General features: G+C 74.1%; 19 protein-coding genes. 12 read left to right on the top strand and 7 right to left on the bottom strand.

Features of this window, described 5'->3' with window-relative positions:
• Positions 1 to 5: 5 nt before the first annotated feature.
• The 3 genes from J4G33_RS08605 to J4G33_RS08595 all read right to left on the bottom strand — a co-directional run bounded on the left by J4G33_RS08605 (position 6) and on the right by J4G33_RS08595 (position 2,527).
• A complete protein-coding gene (locus tag J4G33_RS08605; RefSeq protein ID WP_208055647.1) occupies positions 6 to 593 on the bottom strand; it encodes a DivIVA domain-containing protein in 588 nt (195 codons plus the stop codon).
• A gap of 72 nt (positions 594 to 665) precedes the next feature.
• Positions 666 to 902, bottom strand: coding sequence for an acyl-CoA carboxylase epsilon subunit (locus tag J4G33_RS08600; protein WP_208055513.1), 237 nt, complete (start codon positions 900 to 902; stop codon positions 666 to 668).
• Positions 899 to 2,527, bottom strand: coding sequence for an acyl-CoA carboxylase subunit beta (locus J4G33_RS08595; RefSeq protein WP_208055512.1), 1,629 nt, complete (start codon positions 2,525 to 2,527; stop codon positions 899 to 901). Before J4G33_RS08595 ends, J4G33_RS08600 begins: the two co-directional genes overlap by 4 nt.
• Positions 2,528 to 2,664: 137 nt before the next feature.
• Between J4G33_RS08595 and J4G33_RS08590 the strand changes: the two genes are divergently transcribed.
• Both J4G33_RS08590 and J4G33_RS08585 read left to right on the top strand, forming a co-directional pair.
• A complete protein-coding gene (locus J4G33_RS08590) occupies positions 2,665 to 3,582 on the top strand; it encodes a biotin--[acetyl-CoA-carboxylase] ligase (protein WP_208055511.1) in 918 nt (305 codons plus the stop codon).
• Positions 3,583 to 3,609: 27 nt separating this feature from the next.
• A complete protein-coding gene (locus J4G33_RS08585) occupies positions 3,610 to 4,635 on the top strand; it encodes an adenylate/guanylate cyclase domain-containing protein (RefSeq protein ID WP_307793818.1) in 1,026 nt (341 codons plus the stop codon).
• Between the two features lie 30 nt (positions 4,636 to 4,665).
• Here the strand turns inward: J4G33_RS08585 and J4G33_RS08580 are convergent, their stop codons facing one another.
• Positions 4,666 to 5,436 (bottom strand): SOS response-associated peptidase, encoded by a 771-nt coding sequence (locus tag J4G33_RS08580; protein ID WP_208055510.1) that lies wholly within the window; start codon positions 5,434 to 5,436, stop codon positions 4,666 to 4,668.
• A 96-nt stretch (positions 5,437 to 5,532) separates the two neighbouring features.
• Between J4G33_RS08580 and J4G33_RS08575 the strand changes: the two genes are divergently transcribed.
• Both J4G33_RS08575 and J4G33_RS08570 read left to right on the top strand, forming a co-directional pair.
• A complete protein-coding gene (locus tag J4G33_RS08575) occupies positions 5,533 to 6,810 on the top strand; it encodes a multidrug effflux MFS transporter (protein ID WP_208055509.1) in 1,278 nt (425 codons plus the stop codon).
• 29 nt (positions 6,811 to 6,839) lie between these two features.
• Positions 6,840 to 8,090 (top strand): pyridoxal phosphate-dependent aminotransferase, encoded by a 1,251-nt coding sequence (locus J4G33_RS08570; RefSeq protein ID WP_208055508.1) that lies wholly within the window; start codon positions 6,840 to 6,842, stop codon positions 8,088 to 8,090.
• 92 nt (positions 8,091 to 8,182) lie between these two features.
• On the opposite strand, the gene J4G33_RS08565 is transcribed toward J4G33_RS08570, so the two are convergent.
• Positions 8,183 to 9,019 (bottom strand): DUF72 domain-containing protein, encoded by an 837-nt coding sequence (locus tag J4G33_RS08565; RefSeq protein ID WP_208055507.1) that lies wholly within the window; start codon positions 9,017 to 9,019, stop codon positions 8,183 to 8,185.
• A gap of 116 nt (positions 9,020 to 9,135) precedes the next feature.
• Here J4G33_RS08565 and pgi point away from each other — a divergent pair, with 116 nt between their 5' ends.
• A complete protein-coding gene (pgi, locus tag J4G33_RS08560) occupies positions 9,136 to 10,827 on the top strand; it encodes a glucose-6-phosphate isomerase (protein ID WP_307793817.1) in 1,692 nt (563 codons plus the stop codon).
• Positions 10,828 to 10,900: 73 nt separating this feature from the next.
• Here pgi and J4G33_RS08555 read toward each other — a convergent pair whose 3' ends face one another.
• Positions 10,901 to 12,136, bottom strand: coding sequence for an amidohydrolase (locus J4G33_RS08555; RefSeq protein ID WP_208055506.1), 1,236 nt, complete (start codon positions 12,134 to 12,136; stop codon positions 10,901 to 10,903).
• A 30-nt stretch (positions 12,137 to 12,166) separates the two neighbouring features.
• Here J4G33_RS08555 and J4G33_RS08550 point away from each other — a divergent pair, with 30 nt between their 5' ends.
• Both J4G33_RS08550 and malQ read left to right on the top strand, forming a co-directional pair.
• Complete coding sequence (locus J4G33_RS08550) at positions 12,167 to 12,550, top strand: RNA-binding S4 domain-containing protein (RefSeq protein ID WP_307793816.1); 384 nt, start codon at positions 12,167 to 12,169, stop codon at positions 12,548 to 12,550.
• A 214-nt stretch (positions 12,551 to 12,764) separates the two neighbouring features.
• Positions 12,765 to 14,591, top strand: a complete 1,827-nt coding sequence (gene malQ / locus J4G33_RS08545; RefSeq protein ID WP_208055505.1) for a 4-alpha-glucanotransferase — start codon at positions 12,765 to 12,767, stop codon at positions 14,589 to 14,591.
• A 52-nt stretch (positions 14,592 to 14,643) separates the two neighbouring features.
• Here the strand turns inward: malQ and J4G33_RS08540 are convergent, their stop codons facing one another.
• Positions 14,644 to 16,554, bottom strand: a complete 1,911-nt coding sequence (locus tag J4G33_RS08540) for a penicillin-binding transpeptidase domain-containing protein (protein ID WP_208055504.1) — start codon at positions 16,552 to 16,554, stop codon at positions 14,644 to 14,646.
• Positions 16,555 to 16,642: 88 nt separating this feature from the next.
• Here J4G33_RS08540 and J4G33_RS08535 point away from each other — a divergent pair, with 88 nt between their 5' ends.
• The 5 genes from J4G33_RS08535 to J4G33_RS08515 all read left to right on the top strand — a co-directional run bounded on the left by J4G33_RS08535 (position 16,643) and on the right by J4G33_RS08515 (position 22,520).
• Positions 16,643 to 19,111, top strand: a complete 2,469-nt coding sequence (locus tag J4G33_RS08535) for a SpoIIE family protein phosphatase (RefSeq protein WP_208055503.1) — start codon at positions 16,643 to 16,645, stop codon at positions 19,109 to 19,111.
• Between the two features lie 83 nt (positions 19,112 to 19,194).
• A complete protein-coding gene (locus J4G33_RS17765) occupies positions 19,195 to 20,835 on the top strand; it encodes an LLM class flavin-dependent oxidoreductase (protein WP_208055502.1) in 1,641 nt (546 codons plus the stop codon).
• Between the two features lie 118 nt (positions 20,836 to 20,953).
• A complete protein-coding gene (locus tag J4G33_RS08525) occupies positions 20,954 to 21,406 on the top strand; it encodes an S-ribosylhomocysteine lyase (protein WP_208055643.1) in 453 nt (150 codons plus the stop codon).
• Positions 21,403 to 22,101 (top strand): 5'-methylthioadenosine/S-adenosylhomocysteine nucleosidase, encoded by a 699-nt coding sequence (mtnN, locus tag J4G33_RS08520; protein ID WP_208055501.1) that lies wholly within the window; start codon positions 21,403 to 21,405, stop codon positions 22,099 to 22,101. Before J4G33_RS08525 ends, mtnN begins: the two co-directional genes overlap by 4 nt.
• Positions 22,098 to 22,520 (top strand): QcrA and Rieske domain-containing protein, encoded by a 423-nt coding sequence (locus tag J4G33_RS08515; protein WP_208055500.1) that lies wholly within the window; start codon positions 22,098 to 22,100, stop codon positions 22,518 to 22,520. Before mtnN ends, J4G33_RS08515 begins: the two co-directional genes overlap by 4 nt.
• Positions 22,521 to 22,594: the final 74 nt, after the last annotated feature.

The following is a 22,594-nucleotide window of genomic DNA, read 5'->3' as shown; positions in this document are numbered from 1 at the left end:
CTCGGTCAGCCGCGGAGGACGGCGGCCACCTGGTCGAGCAGGACGTCGACCTCGCGCTGGTCGTAGCCCGAGTTCCAGGTCGTCCGGAACCGAGCCGCGTCGACCATCGCCGCGGTCATCTCGGGGGCCACGCCCTGGCGCAGCAGCTCGAGGGCGACCGCGGCGTGCTCGAGCAGGGTGTCGACCTCCTCCTCGGCGTAGCCCGGACCGCTCACGACCCGCGTCAGCCCCGAGGTCCCGGCCGGGCGCGAGACCGGGCCCGCGGTGGCAGCAGGGTCGCCGTGGGCGCCCGGTCCGCTCGAGGTCCCCGTCGCGCCCCCGGGCGAGGCGTGCTGCTCCTCCCACCGGCGCAGGGTGCCCTCGACCTGGTCGAGGAAGGCGTCGACGTCCTCCTGCACGTAGCCGCCCTCGGGGGTGGTGCGGAAGCGGGCGAAGCGGACGTCGTCGGCCAGGACGTGCTGCAGCGGGGGCATCCCGGGCTGCCAGCCGGCGACCGACGTGATCGCCGGGGGCGTGCTCGGCGCGGAGGAGGTGGTGTCGGGGAGGTGGCCGGAGGCCGTGGGGGCGAAGGCCGCGGCGCTCGGTGTGGACATGGGCAGAGAATAGGACAATCCGGGCGTCAGCGGGACCCCCTGGTCGGTCCGCGCGTGGCGAGGCCCGTGCGTTCAGCCGCGAAGGCTCCACCGCCAGGCGTCCGGACCGGGTCGCGGAGGTCCCGGGTGCGGTGCCGCGTGGTCCCGCCAGCGCCGCCGCGCCGCCGCCTCGTGGACCGTCCGCGCCGCGACGACGTCGGCCCCGGAGTCCGCGGCCCCGGGCTGCCCCCCCGCGGCGAGCCCCGCGACGAGGGCTGCGAGCTCGTCGTCGTCGGGGGCGCCGCGCACGACGCGGACGTCGGGGCTCACAGCGGGATGTTCCCGTGCTTCTTGGCGGGCAGGCTGGCCCGCTTGGTCCGCAGCGCGCGCAGGGCGCGCAGGACCTGCAGCCGGGTCTCGGAGGGGGCGATGACGGCGTCGACGTAGCCACGCTGGGCCGCGTCGTAGGGGTTGACGATCGCGTCCTCGTACTCCTGGGTCAGGCGGGCCCGCTCGGCCTCGACGTCCCCGCCCGCCTCGGCGACCTTCTTGAGGGCGCCGCGCTGCAGGATGTTGACCGCGCCGCCGGCGCCCATCACGGCGATCTGGGCGGTGGGCCACGCCAGGTTGACGTCGGCCCCGAGCTGCTTGGACCCCATGACGATGTACGCCCCGCCGTAGGCCTTGCGCGTGATGACGGTGACGAGCGGGACGGTGGCCTCGGCGTAGGCATAGATGAGCTTGGCCCCGCGCCGGATGATCCCGTTCCACTCCTGGTCCGTCCCGGGCAGGAACCCCGGCACGTCGACGAAGGTCAGCACCGGGATGTTGAAGGCGTCGCAGGTCCGGACGAAGCGCGCGGCCTTCTCGGCGGCGTTGATGTCGAGGGTCCCGGCCATGTGCAGGGGCTGGTTCGCGACCACGCCCACCGGGTGCCCCTCGACGTGGCCGAAGCCCACCAGGACGTTCTGCGCGTACAGGGGCTGCACCTCGAGCAGCTCACCATGGTCCAGCACGTGCTCGACGACGGCGCGCATGTCGTAGGGCTGGGAGTCCGCGTCAGGCACGGCGGCGTCGAGCTCACGGTCGAGGTCGGTGACCTCGAGCTCGCCGTGCTCCTCCTCCCACAGCGGGGGATCGGCGAGGTTGTTCGACGGGAGGTAGCCCACGAGGGCCTTGACGTAGTCGATCGCGTCGTCCTCGTCGGTGCCCAGGTAGTGCGCGACCCCCGAGGTCGCGTTGTGCGTGTGGCCGCCGCCGAGCTCCTCGAAGCCCACCTCCTCGCCGGTGACCGCACGGATCACGTCGGGGCCGGTGATGAACATGTTCGAGGTCCCGTCGGCCATGACGATGAAGTCCGTCAGGGCGGGGGAGTAGACCGCCCCGCCCGCGCTCGGGCCGAGGATGAGCGAGATCTGCGGGATCACCCCGGAGGCCGCGACGTTGCGACGGAAGATCTCGGCGAACTGGGTGAGGGCCGCGACCCCCTCCTGGATGCGGGCGCCGCCGCCGTCGAGGATCCCGATCAGGGGGACCCCGGTGCGCAGGGCGAGGTCCATCACCTTGGTGATCTTGTGGCCGTGCATCTCGCCGAGGGATCCGCCGAAGACGGTGAAGTCCTGGCTGTAGACGGCGACCTGGCGACCGTCGATCGTGCCGTGACCGGTGACGACGCCGTCGCCCGGGACGCGCCGGGCGTCGAGGCCGAAGTTCGTCGAGCGGTGCAGGACGAAGGCGTCCAGCTCGACGAAGCTGCCCTCGTCGAGCAGGGCCGCGATGCGTTCGCGGGCGGTCTTCTTGCCGCGGGGGTGCTGCTTGGCGCGTGCGGCCTCCTCGTGCTCGTCGACGGCGGCGGCGGTCCGGGCCTCGAGGTCGGCGAGCTTGGCGGCGGTGCCGGTCGGGCCGGCCCCGGGCCCGCGGTCCGCGGGCGTGGCTGGGGTCTGTGCGTCGGTCACGTGGACGAGGGTAGTTGTCGGGTCCCGACATGCCGGGTGCGGCACCCGACCGTGTCGTGGCCCTGCAGTGCAGGGCTTCCCACAACACCGGTCCTCAGGTCGCGCCCGCGGGCTGCGTGCTGGCTACCGTGGGCGGCATGAGCACCCACCCCGAGCCCGGCCCTGACGGCCCTGACGGCCCTGACGGGCCAGCCGTCTCCGACGGGCCCGACGGCGGCTCGGGGCGTCCTCCCCTCGACGCGAGCACCGTCACCGAGATGCTGCTGGCCCTCGGGGCCGGGCGCGTCGAGGTGGTCGACCGGGCGGCCTCGACCTCGGCGGACCTGGTCGCGGGGCTCGCCGCGCAGCCCCACGCGTGGCCCGACCACGCGGTGCTCGTGGCCGACCACCAGGAGGCGGGCCGCGGTCGTTCCGGACGGACCTGGACCACGCCGCGGGCCGCGGCCCTGACCTTCTCGATGGTGCTCCGACCCACCGGGCCGGTCGAGCGGTGGGGCTGGGTGCCGCTGCTCACCGGCCTCGCGGTGGTCCAGGCGCTGCGCGAGGTCGGCGTGGTCGCGACCGTCAAGTGGCCCAACGACGTGCTGGTCGAGGTGCCGGGGCTGCCTCCGGAGGCCGGATGGGGGGCTCGGCGCAAGGTCGCGGGGATCCTCAGCGAGCTGGTCACGACCCCGGCCGGGCCCGCGGTGGTCGTGGGGATCGGCATCAACGTCGACCAGACCCGCGACGAGCTCCCCGTGCCGAGCGCGTCCTCGGTGGCGCTCGCCGGGGGCCGCGGCGTTGACCGGGCGCACCTCCTCGGGGCGGTGGTCGGGAGGCTCCTCGCGATCGACGCGCGGTGGCGGGCGGGCGGGCACGAGCAGCTCGCGAGCGACTGCGCGGCAGTCTGCTCGACCCTGGGTGAGCCCGTCGTGGTGGACCTCCCCGGGGGGGAGAGCCTCGAGGGCACCGCGAGCGGCCTCGCCGGGGACGGGGCCCTCGAGGTGATCGACAGAGGGGGGCGGCGCCGGGTGGTGCTGGCGGGGGACGTGCACCACGTCCGCTCGCCCGGGTGAGCCGGCGGGGTGAACTAGCCTGGCGGCGTGAGTGACGCGGACCACACCCAGGACGCCCGGGGGGCGGGGCTCTCGTCGACGATCTCGGAGCTCGAGGACCGGCTGCTGGGCGGGCCGCGCACCCTGACCCTGACGGCCATGGCCGAGCAGGCGGGGACCAGCGTCGAGGAGGCCCGGCTCTTCTGGCACACGCTGGGGCTGCCGACGGGCGAGGCCGAGGCCGTTGCCTACACCGAGGCCGACGCCCAGGCCCTGCGGCGGCTCCACGAGGTCGCGGGTCGGTACGAGGTCTCTCCGCGCACCGCGGTGTCCCTGGTCCGGGCCATCGGGCACACCACCGACCGGCTCGTGCTGTGGCAGGTCGAGGCCTTGGTCGAGCAGCTCGCCGAGCGGCACGGCCTGGACGACGTGAGCGCCCGCCTGGCGCTGCTCGACAGGCTCGGAGACATCGTGCCCGTGCTCGAGGACCAGCTGATCCATGCCTGGCGTCGCCAGCTCGCGGCGATCGCCGGCCGGTTCGCGGCAGAGTTCGGCTCGGCCCGGGTCGAGGGGCCGGGGGAGGACGAGCTCCCGCTCGCACGGGCGGTGGGCTTCGCGGACGTGGTGTCCTTCACCCGCCGGACGGCCGAGCTCGGGCCGCACGAGCTGGCCGAGTTCGTCCAGCAGTTCGAGGCCCGGGCGCGAGACGTCGTCACCGCGGCCGGGGGCAGGGTGGTCAAGACCATCGGTGACGCGGTGCTCTTCGTCGCCGACGACGCGGTGACCGGGGCACGCGTGGCCGTCGGTCTCGCCCACGCCTTCCGGGGCACGGAGTCCCCCGTGCGGGTCGGCATGGTGTGGGGCCGGGTGCTGTCCCGCTTCGGGGACGTGTTCGGCCCCTCGGTCAACCTCGCGGCCCGGCTGACCGACGAGGCGCAGCCGGGCACCGTCCTCCTCGACGAGGCGACGGCGGTGCTCCTCGCGGCCGGCCCGCGCTACACCCGGACGGTGCTCGAGGGTCGCGAGGTCCCCGGGCTGGGCGTGCTGCGGCCCGTGCTCCTCGACGAGGCCTAGCCCCAGGGCGTCTCGTCCTCGGGGGCGTGGTCAGCCCGCCGGCTCGACGGGGGCGAGAAGCTCGGGTCCGTCGGTGCCGACCTTGTTGACCGCGGTCGAGATCGCGGTCGGCAGCAGGGGAGGGGGCGTCCGGCCCAGGAGGGCGACCGCCCCCTCGGGGTCCTGCCGGGCCGGGGACAGCCACTGGTCCCACGCGCTGCGGGGCAGCACCACGGGCCGACGGTCGTGGATCGCGGCGAGGTCTCCCTCGGCGGACGCGGTCACGATGGTCGTGGTGACGAGCCACCGGTCCGGGTCGTCGTCGGCGCGGGTGCGATCCCGCCAGAACTCGTAGAGCCCTGCGAAGGCCATCGGCTCGTCCTGCGCGGGGTGGATCCAGAACGGCTGCTTGGGCGTGCGACGCGGTGACCCCGCGGGGGGCTGCTGCCACTCGTAGTAGCCCTCGGCAGGGACCAGGCAGCGCCGCACCGCGAGGGCCTTGCGGAAGGCGGGCTTGTCGACCAGGGACTCGCTGCGGGCGTTGATCATCCGGGCCCCGACCGAGGGGTCCTTGGCCCAGCCCGGGACGAGGCCCCACCTGGCCAGTCGCAGCGACCGCTCGACCTCGGGCGGGGCCTCGGAGGCGCCGTCCCCTGGCTCCGGGCGCGGTGCGCGCTCGACCACGATCCGCACCGGGTCGGTCGGGGCGAGGTTCCAGGACGGGGGCAGCCCGGCGGCGTCCTCCGCGACCGCGCCGGGGGCGATGTCGAAGGTGTCGGCGAGGTCCTGGGCCTCGCGGAACGAGGCGTAGCGTCCGCACATGGGTCCAGCATCCCGCGGCCCGCCGACACACGCGTGACGACCGGCGTGGCGGGGATCACCACGACGGTCGAATCGATTTGATGGCATGATGGAGCAGTGCGACCTACGACCCCCGAGCCTGCCCCCGTCGGGCCCCCGCGCGAGCGGACCGCGCTCTTCGTGCTGCTCATCGGCTCGCTGACCCTCCTGCCGGCCGTCACGACCGACATGTACCTGCCCTCGCTGCCCGAGGTGGCCCGTGACCTGGGGACCTCGGAGGCCGGCGCCCAGTTCACCATCACCGGGATGCTCATCGGCGCGGCCCTCGGGCAGCTGCTGGTCGGGCCGTTCTCGGACCGGGTGGGGCGCCGTCGCCCGGTGCTCATCGGCGTCTCCCTGCACGTGGTGATCTCGCTGCTGTGCGTCGTCGCGACGTCGATCGAGCAGCTCGCGACCCTGCGGGTGCTGCAGGGTCTGGTCAGCGCCGGGGCCACGGTCGTGGCGATGGCTGTCGTGCGGGACCGGTACTCCGGGGCCGAGGCCGCGCGCATCATCTCGCGGCTCATGCTCGTCATCGCCGCGGCGCCGCTGCTCGCCCCCACCATCGGGAGCGTCATCGCAGACATCTGGGACTGGCGCGCGGTCTTCGTGGCCCTCGCGCTCTTCGCGGTGGTGCTGGTGGTCGTGGTCGCGCGGTTCCTGCCCGAGACGCTGCCCGTCGAGCGACGCATCGCCCACGGCCTGGGCGCCTCGCTGCGGGGCTACGCGGGCCTGCTGCGCGACCGACGCTTCGTGGCCCTCGCGGTCATCCCCGGGCTGTCCATGGCGCTGATCATGAGCTACGTCGCCGGCTCCCCGTTCGTGCTCCAGAACGAGTACGGGCTCAACCCGCAGCAGTTCGCCCTCGTCTTCGGCATCGGAGGGACCTCCCTCGTCGCGGGCTCGCAGGTCAACGCCGCGCTCGTGCGGCGGATCGGTCCCCTCCGGCTGCTGCGCGCCGGCCTGCCGGCGGTCGTGGTCGCCGCCGCGGTCCTGGTCCCCGTGGCCGCGACGCAGGCGGGTGGGGTCACCGGCTTCGTGGCCGTGCTGTGGGTCACGACGGCGCTGCTGGGCTTCGTCATGGCCAACGCCTCTGCCCTCGCCCTGTCACGGCACGGGGAGCGGGCAGGGACGGCCGCCGCCGTCATCGGGTTCCTCCAGGCGGGGCTCGCCGGGATCGTGAGCCCCGTGGTCGGGCTCGTGGGCGGAGACGCGCTCGCGATGACGGGTGTGATGCTCGCGAGCGTCGTCCTCGCCCTCGTGATCCTCGTGGTGGGCACCCCGGCGTACCGCCGCGGTGGCTGGGTCGAGCTCGAGACGGCCGGCCAGGCCGAGCCGGTCCCCGTCCACGGCTGAGCGAGCGCGCGAGTGCCTAGGGTGAGCTGATGAGCTCCCTCCCCGCAGGTCGATGGTCCGAGGTCGCCCGGCGCACAGGCCTGGTCGACGCCGCAGGTGCGGTGCGCCAGACCGTCTTCGCCGAGATGACCGACCTGGCCGCCCGCACCGGCGCGATCAACCTCGGTCAGGGGTTCCCCGACGTCGACGGCCCGGCCCACGTCTCCCGGGCGGCGGTCGCCGCCATCGAGGCAGGCCACAACCAGTACCCGCCGGGGGCGGGGATCCCCGCGCTGCGCGAGGCCGTCGCCGCCCACGCCGCACGCCACTACGGCCTCGACCTCGACCCCGACACCGAGGTGCTCGTCACGACAGGGGCCACCGAGGGTGTCGCCGCGGCCCTGCTCGGCCTGCTCGTGCCGGGGGACGAGGTGCTCACCCTCGAACCCTTCTACGACTCCTACGCCGCGGTGATCGCCCTCGCCGGGGCCGTGCACGTGCCGGTCGGTCTCGCGGTGGAGGAGGGCGCCTTCGCGCTCGACGTCCAGGCCGTGCGGCGGGCCGTCGGTCCGCGGACCCGCATGCTGCTCCTCAACTCCCCGCACAACCCGACCGGGACGGTCCTGAGCCGCTCCGAGCTCGAGGCCCTGGCAGAGGTGGCCCGTGACCACGACCTGCTCGTGGTCACCGACGAGGTGTACGAGCACCTCACCTACGACGGTGCCGAGCACGTGCCGATCTCGACCCTGCCCGGCATGGCCGGGCGCACCCTGCGGATCTCCTCGGCGGGCAAGACGTTGTCCTTCACCGGGTGGAAGGTCGGCTGGGTGACCGGCCCCGCCGAGCTCGTCACCGCCGTGCGCACGGTCAAGCAGTTCCTCACCTACACCAGCGGTGCCCCGTTCCAGCCCGCGGTCGCCGAGGCCCTGCTCGACGCCGACGGTGCGACGCACGCCTACGTGGCCGGGCTCGCTGCCTCCCTCGCGGCGCGCCGGGACCTGCTGTGCGAGGGGCTGGTCTCTGCCGGCTTCGACGTCGTGGTGCCCCGGGGCACCTACTTCGTCGTCGCCGACGCGGCACCGCTCGGGGCGGAGGACGGCGCGCGTCTCGCGCGGGAGCTCCCTGCGCGGGTCGGCGTCGCCGGCGTCCCGGTCAGTGCCTTCTGCCAGGACGGGACGGCGACCTCGGCCGCTCTGGCCTCGCGGGTGCGGTTCACCTTCGTGAAGCGGGAGGCCGTGCTCCGCGAGGCCGTCCAGCGTCTCGAGGGTCTGCGGCGGCAGGGGACGAGCGGGGCGCGCTGAGCGCGGGGTGTGATCTTGATCCCCAGGTTTGTCCACGGATGTGGATTTCGCCACAGATGTCCGTTTCGCCTCGCGCGGGAGGGAGCCTGTGATCAGGCCGAGGCTGCTGCGGGGCCCAGGCCGAGCATCGCCCCCAGGCGCTGCGCGTCGACGGGGGCGCGCACCTTGACGTCGTTGTCGAAGTACACGAGGACGTCGAGCCCGCGATCCGCCCAGCCCCGCACCTTCTCGGCCCAGCGTGCGAGGGTCGCGTCGTCGTACCCGCTGACGTAGAGCTCCTCGGAGCCGTGCAGGCGCACGTAGACGAGGTCGCTGGTGACCTCCTCGAGGGCCGGGAACCGACCTGCCGAGTCGGAGACGACCAGGCCTGTCCCGTGCGTGCGGAGCAGGTCCAGTGCTGCGGGGTCGGCGAAGCTCGCATGGCGCACCTCGAGCACGTGGCGCAACGGACGGTCCTCCTCGACGGCCGTCCACGACCGTCCCTCGAGGCGGTCGTCGTGGCCTCGCGCGAGCTCGGCCGCCGCAGCGGTCGTGCGGGGCAGGGAGCCGAGGAACCGGTCCAGCACGGCGGCGTCGAAGGTGAGGGTGGGCGGCAGCTGCCACAGCAGCGGTCCCAGAGCGGGCCCGAGGGCGAGCACCCCCGAGGCGAGGAAGTTCGCCAGGGCCTGGTCGGAGTTCTGGAGCCGGAGCATGTGGGTCAGGTAGCGGCCACCCTTGACCGAGAAGAGGAAGTCCCGGGGCACGGCCTCGCGCCACGCCTCGAAGCTCGTCGGCCGCTGCAGCGCGTAGAAGGTGCCGTTGACCTCGATGCTCGAGAGCAGGCTCGCGGCGTGCTCGAGCTCGCGACGCTGGGGCAGGCCCGGCGGGTAGAACGTCCCCCGCCACGGGGCGTAGCGCCACCCCGAGATGCCGACCCTGATCTGAGCCATCTCCTGAGGCTAGGTCGCCCCTGCCCGGACCGCACGACCACCCGTCGGGCCCGAGGTCCGCCGTGCAGGGCTCCGGGTGTCACTACGGTGGTGCCGACGACCACAGGAGGCTGCCCGTGAACACCCCGATCGACGCGACGACCACCGACGCCTGGACGAGCCTGACCGGCCACCAGCAGGAGCTGGTCCCTGACCTGCGTGGCTGGTTCGCCACCGACCCGGCGAGGGCCGAGAGGCTCACCCGGACCGTCGGCGACCTGCACGTGGACCTGTCGAAGAACCTCGTCACCGACGAGACCCTGCGGCTCCTGGTGGCGCTGGCCGACCAGGTCGGCCTCGAGGACCGGATCGAGGCGATGGTCCGCGGGGACCGGATCAACGTCACCGAGGACCGCGCCGTGCTCCACACCGCCCTGCGGCGACCGGCCGGCGCCGAGCCGCCCCTCGTGGTGGACGGGCAGGACGTCGACGCCGACGTGCAGGCCGAGCTGACCAAGATGTACGCCTTCGCCGACGAGGTGCGCAGCGGTCGCTGGACCGGGATCACCGGCAAGCCGGTCCGGACGGTCGTGAACATCGGGATCGGCGGTTCCGACCTCGGGCCGGTCATGGCCTACGAGGCGCTGGCGCCGTACGTGCAGGACGGGCTCGAGGTGCGGTTCGTCTCGAACATCGACCCCTCCGACGTCGCCGAGACGGTGGCCGGCCTGGACCCCGAGACCACCCTGTTCATCGTCGCGTCGAAGACCTTCGGGACCCTCGAGACCCTCACCAACGCGCGGCTGGCCCGGGCGTGGCTCTGGGAGCGGCTCGCCGCCGCCGGCGCGATCGGTGACACCGACGAGGCGCGCACCCAGGCCGTCGCCCGGCACTTCGTCGCGGTCTCCACCGCTCTGGACAAGGTCGCGGCCTTCGGCATCGATCCCGCCAACGCCTTCGGCTTCTGGGACTGGGTCGGGGGACGCTACTCCCTCGACTCGGCGATCGGCACCTCGCTCGCGATCGCCGTCGGCCCGGCGGCCTTCGGCGAGATGCTCGCGGGCTTCCACACGGTCGACGAGCACCTCCGGACGGCCCCCTTCGACCAGAACGTGCCCGTCCTCATGGGCCTGCTCAACGTCTGGTACGTGAACTTCCTCGGCGCCCACACCCACGCGGTGCTGCCCTACGCCCAGCACCTGCACCGGTTCCCGGCCTACCTGCAGCAGCTGACCATGGAGTCCAACGGCAAGTCGGTGCGCTGGGACGGGAGCCCGGTCACCACCGACACCGGGGAGATCTTCTGGGGCGAGCCCGGCACCAACGGCCAGCACGCCTTCTACCAGCTCATCCACCAGGGCACCCGGCTGATCCCGGCGGACTTCATCGCCGTGGCGACCCCGGCCCACCCGCTGCGCGACGCCGCCGCGGGGGACGTCGACGTGCACGAGCTCTTCCTCGCGAACTTCTTCGCCCAGACCAAGGCCCTGGCCTTCGGCAAGACCGCCGAGGAGGTCCGCGCCGAGGGCACCGCCGAGGACGTCGTGCCGGCCCGCGTCTTCAGCGGGAACCGCCCGACCACCTCCGTCCTCGCGCCGGCCCTGACCCCGGGCGTGCTGGGGCAGCTGATCGCCCTCTACGAGCACATCACCTTCGTGCAGGGCGTGGTGTGGGGCATCGACTCCTTCGACCAGTGGGGGGTCGAGCTCGGCAAGAAGCTCGCCCTGGAGATCGCCCCGGCGGTCGCGGGGGACCGGGGGGCGGTGGCCGAGCAGGACCCGTCGACCCGCGGCCTGATCGAGTACTACCTGGCGCACCGCACGCGCTGAGGACGCGCCCCCGGCCCTGACCGACGGCGGGCGGGTGACCCCTCGGGATTCCCCCGCCCGCCGTCGTGCGTGCTCAGGCCGTGAAGCGCGCGGCCCGCTCCACGACGCGCCCGCGGGCGGCCTCGGCGTCCCAGGTGTAGACCGTGACCCCCTCGAGCAGGACGTGCTCGACCCGTGAGTGCACGTCGAGCGGGTCCCCGGACCACAGCACGACGTCGCCGTCCCGGCCTGGCTCGAGGGCCCCGACCCGTGCCTCGAGGCCCATGAAGGCCGCCGGGTTGGTGGTGAGCGCCTCGAGGGCCGTGGTGCGCGGCAGACCGTCCTTGACCGCCATCGTCGCCTGGTGCACGAGGTAGTTGATGGGCACCACGGGGTGGTCGGTGGTGATCGCGACCCGGACCCCCGCGGCCGCCATCGCGGCCAGGTTGGTCATCGCGCGGTCGCGCAGCTCGGGCTTGGACCGTGAGGTGAACATCGGGCCGTAGATCACCGGGACGTCGCGCTCGGCGAGCACGTCGGCGAGCTTGTGGCCCTCGGTCCCGTGGTTGAGCACCAGGCGGTACCCGAACTCGTCAGCCAGGCGCAGGGCGGTCGCGATGTCGTCGTGGCGGTGGCAGTGCTGGTCCCAGGCGAGCTCGCCGTCCAGGACCCGGGCGAGGGCCTCGAGGCCCAGGTCCCGCGCGAACGGCTCGCCCTTGGCCTCGGCCGCGTCGCGGGCGGCCCGGTAGTGCTGGGCCTCGACGAAGGCGTCGCGGATGACCTTGGCCGTGCCGAGCCGGGTCGAGGGCAGCTGCTTCTTGTCGCCGTAGACCCGCTTGGGATTCTCCCCGAGGGCGGACTTGATGCTCACGGCCTCGCTGATCACCTGCTCGTCGACGGTGCGCCCGCCCCAGGTCTTGATCGCGACGGTCTGCCCGCCGATCGGGTTGCCCGAGCCGGGCTTGACCACGACCGTGGTGATCCCGCCCGACAGGGCGTCCCGGAAGCCCTCGTCGTCGACGTTGATGCCGTCCAGGGCGCGCACCCCGGCCATGTCGGGGCCGGTCATCTCGTTGACGTCGTCACCCTCGCGGCCCTCGCCCTCCTCGGCGACGCCGACGTGGCCGTGGGCCTCGACCAGCCCGGGCAGCACCCAGCGGCCGGTGGCGTCGACCACCCGGGCGCCCTCGGGGATCTCGACGTCGTGCCCGACGGCGGTGATGCGTCCGTCGACGAGCAGGACGGTGCCGCCGTCGAGAGGGTCGGAGGTGATCGGGACGACGTAGCCGCCGGTGACGGCGACGACGGTGGAGGGGGTCGGCTGAGTCATCGGAGCACCGTACGCGCCTAGGCTGGGCGGGTGGCAGCAGGCATCGAGGGCGGTGGGCGTGTCCGCGTGGACGCGTGGACCTGGGGGGTGCGTGTGTTCAAGACGCGGTCGGCGGCGGCTACCGCGTGCCGGGCCGGTCACGTCAAGGTCAACGGTGAGCGTGCGAAGCCGGCCACCCCCGTGGTGGTGGGGGACGAGGTGCGGGTGCGGCGCGAGGGGGTCGAGCGGATCCTGGTGGTGCGACGGCTGCTGGCCAAGCGGGCCTCGGCGACGGTCGCGGCCGAGGCGTGCACGGACCTGACCCCACCGCCACCGCCGCGCGAGCACGTCGCGGTGGCCGCTCAGCGGGACCGTGGGGCCGGGCGGCCGACCAAGCGCGAGCGGCGCGAGATCGACAGGCTCCGTGGCCGGTGACCCACCGGCCTGTGCACTTGCCCCGGACCCCTCAGAGGTCACAGAGTGGACTGGCCCGTCCCGGGCACGGAGGAACTGGGAGGTTCGGCGTCCTACAGTCGGACCGAGAATCGCCGATATGTTTCTGTAAGTTGCAGGAGTAGCCTCCAGCACCTCAGCAGCGTCGCTCATCCTGACCGCAGCGGCTCCCGGGCCCCCGACCGAAGATGCAGGCATGGACACCACCGTGACCCTCCCCGAGATCGTCCCAGCGTCCTACGTGGACGCGCACGAGGTCGTGCAGGAGCTCGACCCGAGCACCCGCGAGGCCGTGATGGCCGTGATCGCCGACGGCGGTCGCCCCACGCCACCTCTGGTGTGCCACCCCGGTGAGGCCCTCGAAGGGGTCGAGGGAAGCCTTCTGACCCTCGAGGGTGAGGAGGTCGGTGAGATCGGCGGCGTCGGCCCCGAGGCGGGCTACTACCGGTTGCGGCGCCCTGACGGTTCGACCCGGTTCGTCATCAGCGCCCCCGAGCGCTTCTCCCAGCCCGAGCGCGGCTGGGGCTGGGCGGTCCAGCTGTACGCGGCGCGGTCCCGCGACTCGTGGGGGATCGGCGACTTCGGCGACCTCGCGACCATCGCCAGGTCGGCCGCGCACGCGGGAGCCGGGTCGGTCCTCATCTCGCCCGTGCACGCGGCTGCGCCCGTGCCCGCCCAGCAGTCCTCGCCCTACTCGCCTGCCTCCCGGCAGTGGCTGCAGCTGCTGCACATCGCGATCGACGACGTCCCTGGTGCGGCCGAGGTCGACCTCGCGGACCTCGCGAAGCGGGGGCGGGCCCTCAACGCCGAGCGCCGGATCTACCGCGACTCGGTCTGGGAGCTCAAGCGGTCGGCCCTCCAGCGGATCTGGGACGCGACCAAGGACCGCCTGCCCGTCGAGCACGACGTCTTCGTCGGTGCCGGCGGCAGGGACCTGCACCTGTTCTCCGTCTGGTGCGTGCTCGCCGAGAAGTTCGGCACCGCGCACTGGCGGGGCTGGCCCGAGCAGTACCGCACCCCCGCCGGGGCCGAGGCCTTCGCGGCCGAGCACGCCGACCGGGTCGCCTTCTACAGCTGGGCCCAGTGGGTCGCGGACGTCCAGCTCGCAGCCGCCTGCACCGCGGGGGCGACGATCGTCGCGGACATCGCCGTGGGCTTCGACTCCTCCTCGGCGGACGCCTGGGTGCACCAGAGCATGGTCTCCTTCGACTACGAGGTGGGGTGCCCGCCCGACCGGCACAACCTCGACGGTCAGAAGTGGGGGCTCCCGGCCATCAACCCCGCGGCCCTCGTCGCCGCGGACTTCGACCTCTTCATCGGGATGGTCCGCTCCGCGCTGCGGCACGCCGGTGCCCTGCGCATCGACCACGTGATGCAGCTGTGGCGCCTGTACTGGGTGCCGCTGGGCGGGCACCCCGCCGGTGGCGCCTACGTGCACTACCCGACCGACGCGCTGCTGGCGATCCTTCGGCTCGAGGCCGGGCGCACCGGCGCCTGGGTGGTCGGCGAGGACATGGGAACGGTCGCGGCCGGGGTCCGGGAGTCCATGGCCTCCGACGGCATGCTCGGCTACCGGGCGGCCCTGCGCCTCCCCGTGGACCAGTTCCCCGAGGGCGTCATGGGTGCGTCGTCGACCCACGACCAGGCGACCGTCGCGGGGACGCTCACCGGCTCGGACATGGAGGACCTGCGACGGATCGGCAAGTCGGCCAACTTCGAGCAGCTCGAGGGCGTGCGGCGCGAGCTCGCGGCCGCCGCGGGGGTCGACCCGGACGCCCCGATCGGCCCCGCCGAGGTCGAGAAGGCCGTGATCGCCCAGTACACGCGGCTCGCTGCCTGCAAGGCCCGCGTGGTGCTGGCCTCCCTGGACGACGCCGGCGCGGTGGCCGAGCGCCCCAACATGCCGGGCACCGTCACCGAGTGGCCCAACTGGTGCCTGAGCCTGCCGCGACCGGTCGAGGACATCCTGACCGAGCCCCTCGCGGTGCACCTCGCCGAGGTGATGGACGCGCGACGGCACTGACGGTCCGCGGGCCGCGCCCGCCCACCGGCGCCGCTGCGCGCCAGGGCGCGGGTCAGCCGCCGAGCAGGCCCAGGAGCTGGGCCAGCAGCGGGCCCGCGGTGGTCGACCCGTAGTCGCCGTCCTCGACGAAGATCGCGACGGCCAGGTCGCCCTGGGCCGCCACGATCCATGCGTGGTTGCCGGCCTCCTCGCCGCTGCCGAACTGCGCGGTGCCGGTCTTGGCGATGACGGGCTCGCCCGGTACCTCACCCAGGAAGGTCGCTCCCCCCTCGGTGACGACCCCGCGGAGCATCCCGCCGAGCTGCTCGGCCTCCTGCGCCGTCACGGACTCGGCCTCGACGGCGGCAGGGGGCTCGGAGCCGACGAGCCACGGGGCGACGGTCTCGCCGCGCACCACCGAGGCCATCATGGTGGCCGCGGCGAGGGGGGAGACCTGGATCCGGCCCTGGCCGATCATGGAGGCGGCGTGGTCGGTGCCGGCCAGGTCCTGCGGGACCGACCCGAGGAAGGCCGGGTAGCCGACCTCGGGCTCGCCACCGAGCCCGAGGCTCGCGGCGGCCTCGGCCAGGGCCGCGTCCGGGACGAGGTCGCGCTCGCCGATGAAGGCCGTGTTGCACGAGTGGGCGACGGCGGTGCTCAACGGGACCTCACCCGTGGCCTCGGCCGGGTACCCCGGGAAGTTGGTGAAGGTGCGTCCCTCGACCTCGATGGTCGTCGGGCAGCTCACGGTGGTGCTCGGCTCGACCCCCTCGCGCAGCAGGGCCAGCGCGCTGACCACCTTGAAGATCGAGCCCGGGGCGTAGGTGCCCAGGGTCGCGGTGGAGTAGCCGTCGCTGCCCGGGCCGCTCGCCGCGGCGAGCACCGCCCCGGTCGAGGGCTGCACCACGACCGCCGCGCTCGCGGAGGGGACGCCGCTGAGCACCGCCTCGGCGTCGTTCTGGACCGCTGGGTCCAGGGTGGTGAGCAGCGGCTCGCCCGCAACTGGCTCGCGCTCGTAGAGAAGCCGCTCGACGCCGCGCTCCTCGGCCACCGCGCGCACGGTGAGCCCGGGCGCCCCCCGCAGCTGGGCGTCGTACTGACGCTGCAGGCCCGACAGGCCGGTCATGTCCCCCGCGGAGATCTCGCCGCCGGACTCCTCGACGATCTCGGCGGTGGCGGGGCCCGCGGTGCCGAGCAGGGGGCGGGCGAAGGTCCGGGACGGGGCCAGGGGCAGCGAGTCCCCGACCGCGTTGGACCCGGTGAGCAGCTGGAAGGCCCCGACGTCGACCCCGGGGTCCTCCTCGCGGACCACCAGGGCCTCGACGAAGGCGCGCTCGCCGGCCGCCGTCGCACGCTCGGCGAAGGCCTCGGGGTCGAGCTCGAGGTAGCTCGCGATCTCGCGGGCCGCGTCGGCGACCCCTGAGGGGTCGACGCGGGTCTTGTCCAGGCCCAGGCGCAGGACGGGGCGGTCCTCGACGAGCACCGCACCGTCGGCGCCCAGCACGTCGGCCCGCTCGGCCGCGGTCCGGCTCAGGGTGAGGACCTCGTCCTCCCGCAGGTCAGGGGCGAGCAACGCAGGCTCCCACGTGGCCTGCCACTCGTCCTCGACCAGGGTCAGGTCCGCCGTGGTGCTCGTCGTCCAGTCCTCGGGGGAGTCGTCCAGGTCCCAGGTGAGGTCCAGGGTCGCGGTCGCGAGGGACGGGTCCTCGGCGTCGACCGTCACCTCGCCGACCGCGACCACGGGCAGCACCCCGAGCCCTTCGGCCACGGCCTCGATCTGGGCCTCGGCCACGGTCGGGTCGGTGTCGCCGAGGGGGACGCCGGTCAGGTCGCCCCGGGAGATGCCCGTGGCGAGGGCCGCGGCGGTGTCGTCGGGTGCCGGTGGTTCGGCGGTGCAGCCCACCAGGCCGGCGCCCACCAGGACGGCGACGGCGCCGACGACGGCGGCGCGCGAGGTCGGACGGTTCCCCCTGCTGATCGTCATGGGTTCACCCTGCCGCATCGCACCCCCCTGGCGCTGGAGGTCGGGTCCGTCGTGGACAATGATCCGGAGGCTCTACCGAGGAGCCAGGGTGAGGTGGCGCGTGCACGGCTCCGACGACGCCTTCCTCGGTGTGGGCAACGACGCCGGCCTGGCGCCGACCGCGGACGCGATCGCCGTGCACGTGGCGCTGGCCGCCGAGCTCCTCGACGCTCACGGCGCCGCCGTCCACCTGACGCCCACGGCTCGTCGTCTGGTCGGTCGGCCGGAGGTCGTCCACGGCCCCCGGTCCCACGAGCTGTCCGCGCTGCTCGAGCGCGCGACGCAGGGGCGTGGCGCCGTCGGCGAGGCCGGGCTGCTCGCGGTCCCGCTGATCGCCCCGGCCGACGGCGCCACGCTGGGGGCCCTGGGGGTGCACGCGGCCGCTGAGAGCTCCTGGACCCCGGCCGAGGTCGACCTGCTCCTCCGCCTCGCCACCCCGGTCGTCGCTCAGGTCGAGCAGGCCGCGCTGTGGCGGGACCTGCGGGCCACCCGGGCACGGTCGGACCTCGCCCTCGCTGCTGCCGGGATCGGCAGCTTCGACTGGGACCTGACCACGGGCCACCTGGTGTGGGACGAGCGGCTGACGGCCCTCTTCGGGTACACCCCCGAGGAGTTCGTGGGCACCATCGAGGAGTTCGAGGCGCGCCTGCACCCCGAGGACCTGCCGCACACCCGCGAGGCGCTGGACGGAGCGATCGCCGCCTGCGGGGACTACGACGCCGAGTACCGCGTGGTCCGGCCCGACGGCTCGGTGCGCCGGGTCGAGGCCCGCGGACGCGCGCTGCCCGGGCTCGACGGCGCCGCGGTACGGGTGATCGGTGCCGCCTACGACACGACCGACCTGCGCGAGGGGGAGGCGCGGGTCGCGCGCATCCTCGAGTCGATGACGACAGCGTTCTTCTCGGTCGACCGGCAGTGGCGGTTCAGCTACATCAACCGCGGGGCCGAGACGCTGCTCGGCCTGCCGCGGGAGGAGATGCTCGGCAACGACCTGTGGGAGCTCTTCCCCCTGGCGCTCGGCTCGACCTTCGAGCGCGAGTACCGCGGGGCGATGGACAGCGGCCGCCCCACGGCCTTCGAGGCGTACTACCCGGCACCGCTCGACCGGTGGTACGAGGTGCGTGCGTGGCCCGACGTCGACGGCCTCGCGGTCTACTTCCACGACATCACCGAGCGCCGGGCCGACGAGGCGCGGATCAGGCTCGCGGTCGCACGCTCGGAGCTCATCGCGGCCGTCGCCTCGGAGCTCGCCGGCACCCTGGACGCGCACGAGGCCGTCGGTCGCCTGGCCCAGCTCGTCGTCCCGACCCTCGCCGAGTGGTGCATCGTGTCCCTGGTCGAGCAGGACGGCCCGGGGCCCGAGTGGCGGCGCCTCAAGGACCTCGGCTCGTGGCACGAGGACCCGGCCCGGCGGGCGTCGGTCGAGCGCTACGCGGCGCTGCGCCTGGGCGCGCTCCGCGGCCCGTCCTTCGTCGCCCAGACCCTGGCCTCGGGGGAGCCGACGGTGAACCGTGCAGGGGCTACCGAGGGCATCGCCGCGATGCTCGAGCCGGGCGAGGCTCGCGACCTCCTGCTCGAGCTCGCCCCCGAGGACGTCGTCGTGCTGCCCTTGCGTGCCCAGGGGCGGACCCTCGGACTGCTCAGCCTCTACGGCGTGGCCGGGCGTGCCGGCCTCGCCCAGGTGGGGCAGGCCGAGCCTGACCTCGGCACGGCCCTCGACGTCGCCTCACGCGCGGCCCTGGCCCTCGACAACGCCCGGCTCTACACCCAGCAGCGCCAGGTCGCCGAGACCCTCCAGCGCTCCCTGCTGACCGAGCCGCCGCAGGTCGAAGGGCTCGAGATCGCGGTGCGCTACCAGCCTGCGGCCGAGGCGGCCCGCATCGGCGGAGACTGGTACGACGCCTTCGTCGCCCAGCAGGACGTCACCACGCTGGTGATCGGGGACGTCGTCGGGCACGACCTCGAGGCCGCCGCGGCCATGGGCCAGGCCCGGGCGCTGCTGCGGGGCATCGCCGCGACCACGGGCGAGGACCCTGCCTCGGTGCTGAGGCGCCTGGACGAGGCCCTCGACGTGCTCAAGGCGGGCCTCTCCGCGACGGTCCTGGTCGCGAACCTGGTCCGGACCCCGGAGGACAGGACCCTGCACCGCGCCCGGCTGTGCTGGTCGAGCGCGGGCCACCCGCCCCCGCTGGTCCTGACCGCGGAGGGGGACGTGATCGAGCTCGGTGCGACCAGCCGCCCCGACCTGCTCCTGGGGATCGACCACGCGCGTCAGCGGGTGGACCACGAGTCTGAGATCGCGGAGGGCTCGACCCTCGTGCTCTTCACCGACGGCCTCTTCGAGCGACGGGACGAGGGGTACCGGACGGGGCTCGACCGGCTCCGGACCGTGCTCGGCGGGCTCGCCGACCTCGGCGTCGAGGACCTGTGCGACGCCCTGCTCCAGGAGCTCGTCCCCGAGCGTCCGACCGACGACGTCGCGCTCGCGGTGGTCCGGCTCAGGGACGACAGGGCCTGACGGGGCCGGTCCCGCCCGCGGGAGACCCCAGGCCTCCGCGAGGCGTATGGTTGAGCAATCAACTATCACGGAGGTGACGCCTCGTGGCGGACTACGGGCACGACCTGCGCTTCGGCGCCTTCCTCACCCCGAGCAACGCCGAGCCCGCCCGCGTGGTCGACCTCGCCGTCCACGCCGAGCAGGTGGGCCTGGACCTGGTGACCTTCCAGGACCACCCGTACCAGCCGGGCTTCCACGACACCTGGACCCTGCTCTCCTACGTCGGGGCGCGGACCGGCACCGTCCACCTCGCCCCCAACGTCATCAACCTGCCGCTGCGTCCGCCCGCGGTGCTCGCACGCAGCGCCGCGAGCTTGGACCTGCTCACCGGCGGACGGCTCGACCTCGGGCTGGGCGCCGGTGCCTTCTGGGACGCCATCGTCGCCATGGGAGGGTCGCGGCTCACCGGGGGGCAGGGCGTGCGCGCCCTGGCCGAGGCGATCGAGATCATCCGCGGGATCTGGGCCGAGGGGGAGCGCAGCCCGCTGCGGGTGCACGGCGAGCACCACCGGGTGGACGGCGCCAAGCGGGGCCCGGCCCCCGCCCACGACATCCCGATCTGGCTCGGTGCCTACAAGCCGCGGATGCTGGCCCTGACCGGTCGGCTCGCCGACGGGTGGCTGCCCTCCCTCGGGTACCTCGAGCTCGCCGACCTGCCGGCGGCCAACGCGCGGATCGACGAGGCGGCGGCCGCCGCCGAGCGCGACCCCGCGGCCGTGCGCCGCCTGATCAACATCTCGGGCCGGTTCCAGGGTTCGCGGGGCGGGCCCTTCCAGGGGCCTCCTGCGCAGTGGGTCGCCGAGCTCGTGGACCTCGTGCTCGAGCACGGCATGAGCACCTTCATCCTCGGCGGGGACGATCCCCGCGCCCTCGAGGTGCTGGCCCAGGAGGTCGCGCCCGCGGTCCGTGAGCAGGTCGGGACCGAGCGCGAGCGACGGCAGTCCGGCGGGCCCGTCGCCACGGATGCCGACCTCGAGCCCTCGGAGGCGAGGTCGGGTCGGCGTGAGGAGACGGCGGACGGGGGATCGGTCCAGGTCGCGGCGGGCGCGGGGTCTGCCGTCCGGGAGTCCGCCCTCGGGGTCACGGTCACGGCGGCCCCCGCGCGGCTGCGCGAGGAGAGCCTGCTCGACGAGGAGACCCGACCCCAGGCGGCACCCCCCGAGGCCGTCACCTACACCGAGGAGGGGCGCGCCGCGGGTCGGCACCTGGTCGAGGTGCACGACATGCTCCGTGCCGAGCTCACCCAGGTCCGGGACGTGGTCGACCAGGTGCGGGCCGGGTCCCTCGACGCCGGGCGGGCGCGGTCGGCGATCAACGCGATGACCATGCGGCAGAACCAGTGGACCCTGGGCGCGTACTGCGCCTCCTACTGCCGGGTGGTCACCCAGCACCACAGCCTCGAGGACGCGCAGATCTTCCCGCACCTGCGCTCGGCAGAGCCCACCCTCGAGCCGGTGATCGCCCGGCTCGAGGCCGAGCACCACGTGATCCACGAGGTGCTCGAGAACCTCGACCGGTCGCTCGTCGCGGTGATCCGCCAGGAGGCCCAGGATCTCGAGGAGCTGCAGGACGCCGTCGACGCGCTCACCGACACGCTGCACTCGCACTTCGCCTACGAGGAGGCCCAGCTCGTCGAGCCCCTCGCCCGGCTCGGCTTCTACCCCGGGCAGCTCGGGCGGCGGTGACCTCGGGGGCCGCAGCCCAGGGGACGGTCGTCGGAGTGGCCGCCCCCCGCCGTCCTGAGGAACACTCAGGGTTACCGCGCACCACCGATGTGAGGACCGCACCGTGAACCAGCCCCGCATGAACGTCGAGTCCTTCAACCTCGACCACCGCACCGTCACGCCGCCCTACGTGCGGCTCGCGGACACCAAGACCCTGCCCGCGGGGGACGTGATCACCAAGTACGACCTCCGCTTCAGCCAGCCCAACCACGGCCACCTCGAGATGCCCGTGGTGCACTCCCTCGAGCACATGGTCGCCGAGCACTCGCGCAACCACAGCGACCGGGTGATCGACTTCTCGCCGATGGGGTGCCAGACGGGCTTCTACCTCATCCTCCAAGGGGAGTGGGAGCTCGACGAGGTCATGACCCTCGTCGAGCGCACCCTCCAGGACGTGATCGAGGCCGGCGAGGTCCCCGCAGCCAACGAGGTCCAGTGCGGCTGGGGTGCGAACCACACCCTCGAGGGTGCGCAGGACGCCGCGCGGGCCTTCCTGGCCGGGCGCGAGGGATGGAGCACGGTCTCCGCATGATCTCCGTGGACGCGATCGTCGTCGTGGCGATGGCCGACGAGGCGGCGCCGTTCCTCGAGCGCGCCCAGGCGGTGGGGAGCGCCACGCAGGTGGGCCGGGCCGAGCACCGCGTGGTGTCGGTCGAGGGCCGCAGCGTGCTGCTGGTGCGCAGCGGGATCGGCCTGGTCAGTGCCGCCGCCGCGGCGGCCGTGGCGATCGGCGGCACCCGGCCGCGGGCGCTGATCAGCGCGGGCAGCGCCGGCGGGATCGGCGCCGAGGTGCGCGTCGGGGACGTCGTCGTCGGGAGCGAGTACGTGTACTCGGGGGCGGACGCCCGCGCCTTCGGGTACGCGCTCGGCCAGGTGCCCGGCATGCCGCCGACCTACGCCCCCGGTCAGGCCCTGCTCGGAGCCGTGCCGACCCCGGGACCCGAGGGGCTGCGCGTCCTGACGGGGGCGATGCTCTCGGGGGACTCCTTCATCGACGCCGCGATGGTCGACGGCGTGCGGACCGCCTTCCCGTCAGGCCTGTCGACCGACATGGAGTCGGTGGCCCTCGCCCAGACCTGCCACCTGTACGACGTGCCGTTCCTCGCGGTGCGGGGCATCTCCGACCTGTGCGGCCCGGTCGCGGGGGAGGACTTCCTCACCCACGTGGACGACGCCGCGGACCGTTCGGCGGCGGTGGTCCTGAGCGTCCTGACGGCGGTGTCATGAGCCCGGCCCTGAACCGCCGCGAGGCCCTCGCGGTCTCGGGGATGGTCGTGGGCGTGGGGGCGCTGGCCGCCTGTGCGAGGGGTGGCCCCGGGCCCGCCGCCCCCGACCCCGACGCCCCGACCGCGTCAGGGGCCCTCGTCGCCCTCGACGCCGTCCCGATCGGCGGGGCCGTGGTCGTGACCGGGTCGGCCGGCGGCCCGGTCGTGGTGAGCCGGACCGGCCAGGACGACGTCGTAGGGCTCAGCGGGGTCTGCACCCACCAGGGCTGCACCGTGGCAGCCGAGGGTGAGGAGCTGGTGTGCCCGTGCCACCAGTCGGTCTTCGACCCGGCGACGGGGGAGAACCTCGAGGGGCCGGCGACCGAGCCGCTGGCCACGATCGAACTGAGGCTCGAGGACGGCCAGGTCTACGAGGCCTGAGGTCTGCGGCGCCACGAGGCGCCGTGCCGGAGGCGTCGTAACAGACTGTTCACATCCTCTGCGCCAAAGGTCCC

The organism is Actinotalea soli (assembly GCF_017565425.1).
GTDB classification, from domain to species: Bacteria; Actinomycetota; Actinomycetes; order Actinomycetales; family Cellulomonadaceae; genus Actinotalea; species Actinotalea soli.
The sequence above is the reverse complement of the archived record's forward strand: the minus strand, read 5'-3'. Positions and strand labels throughout refer to the sequence as shown.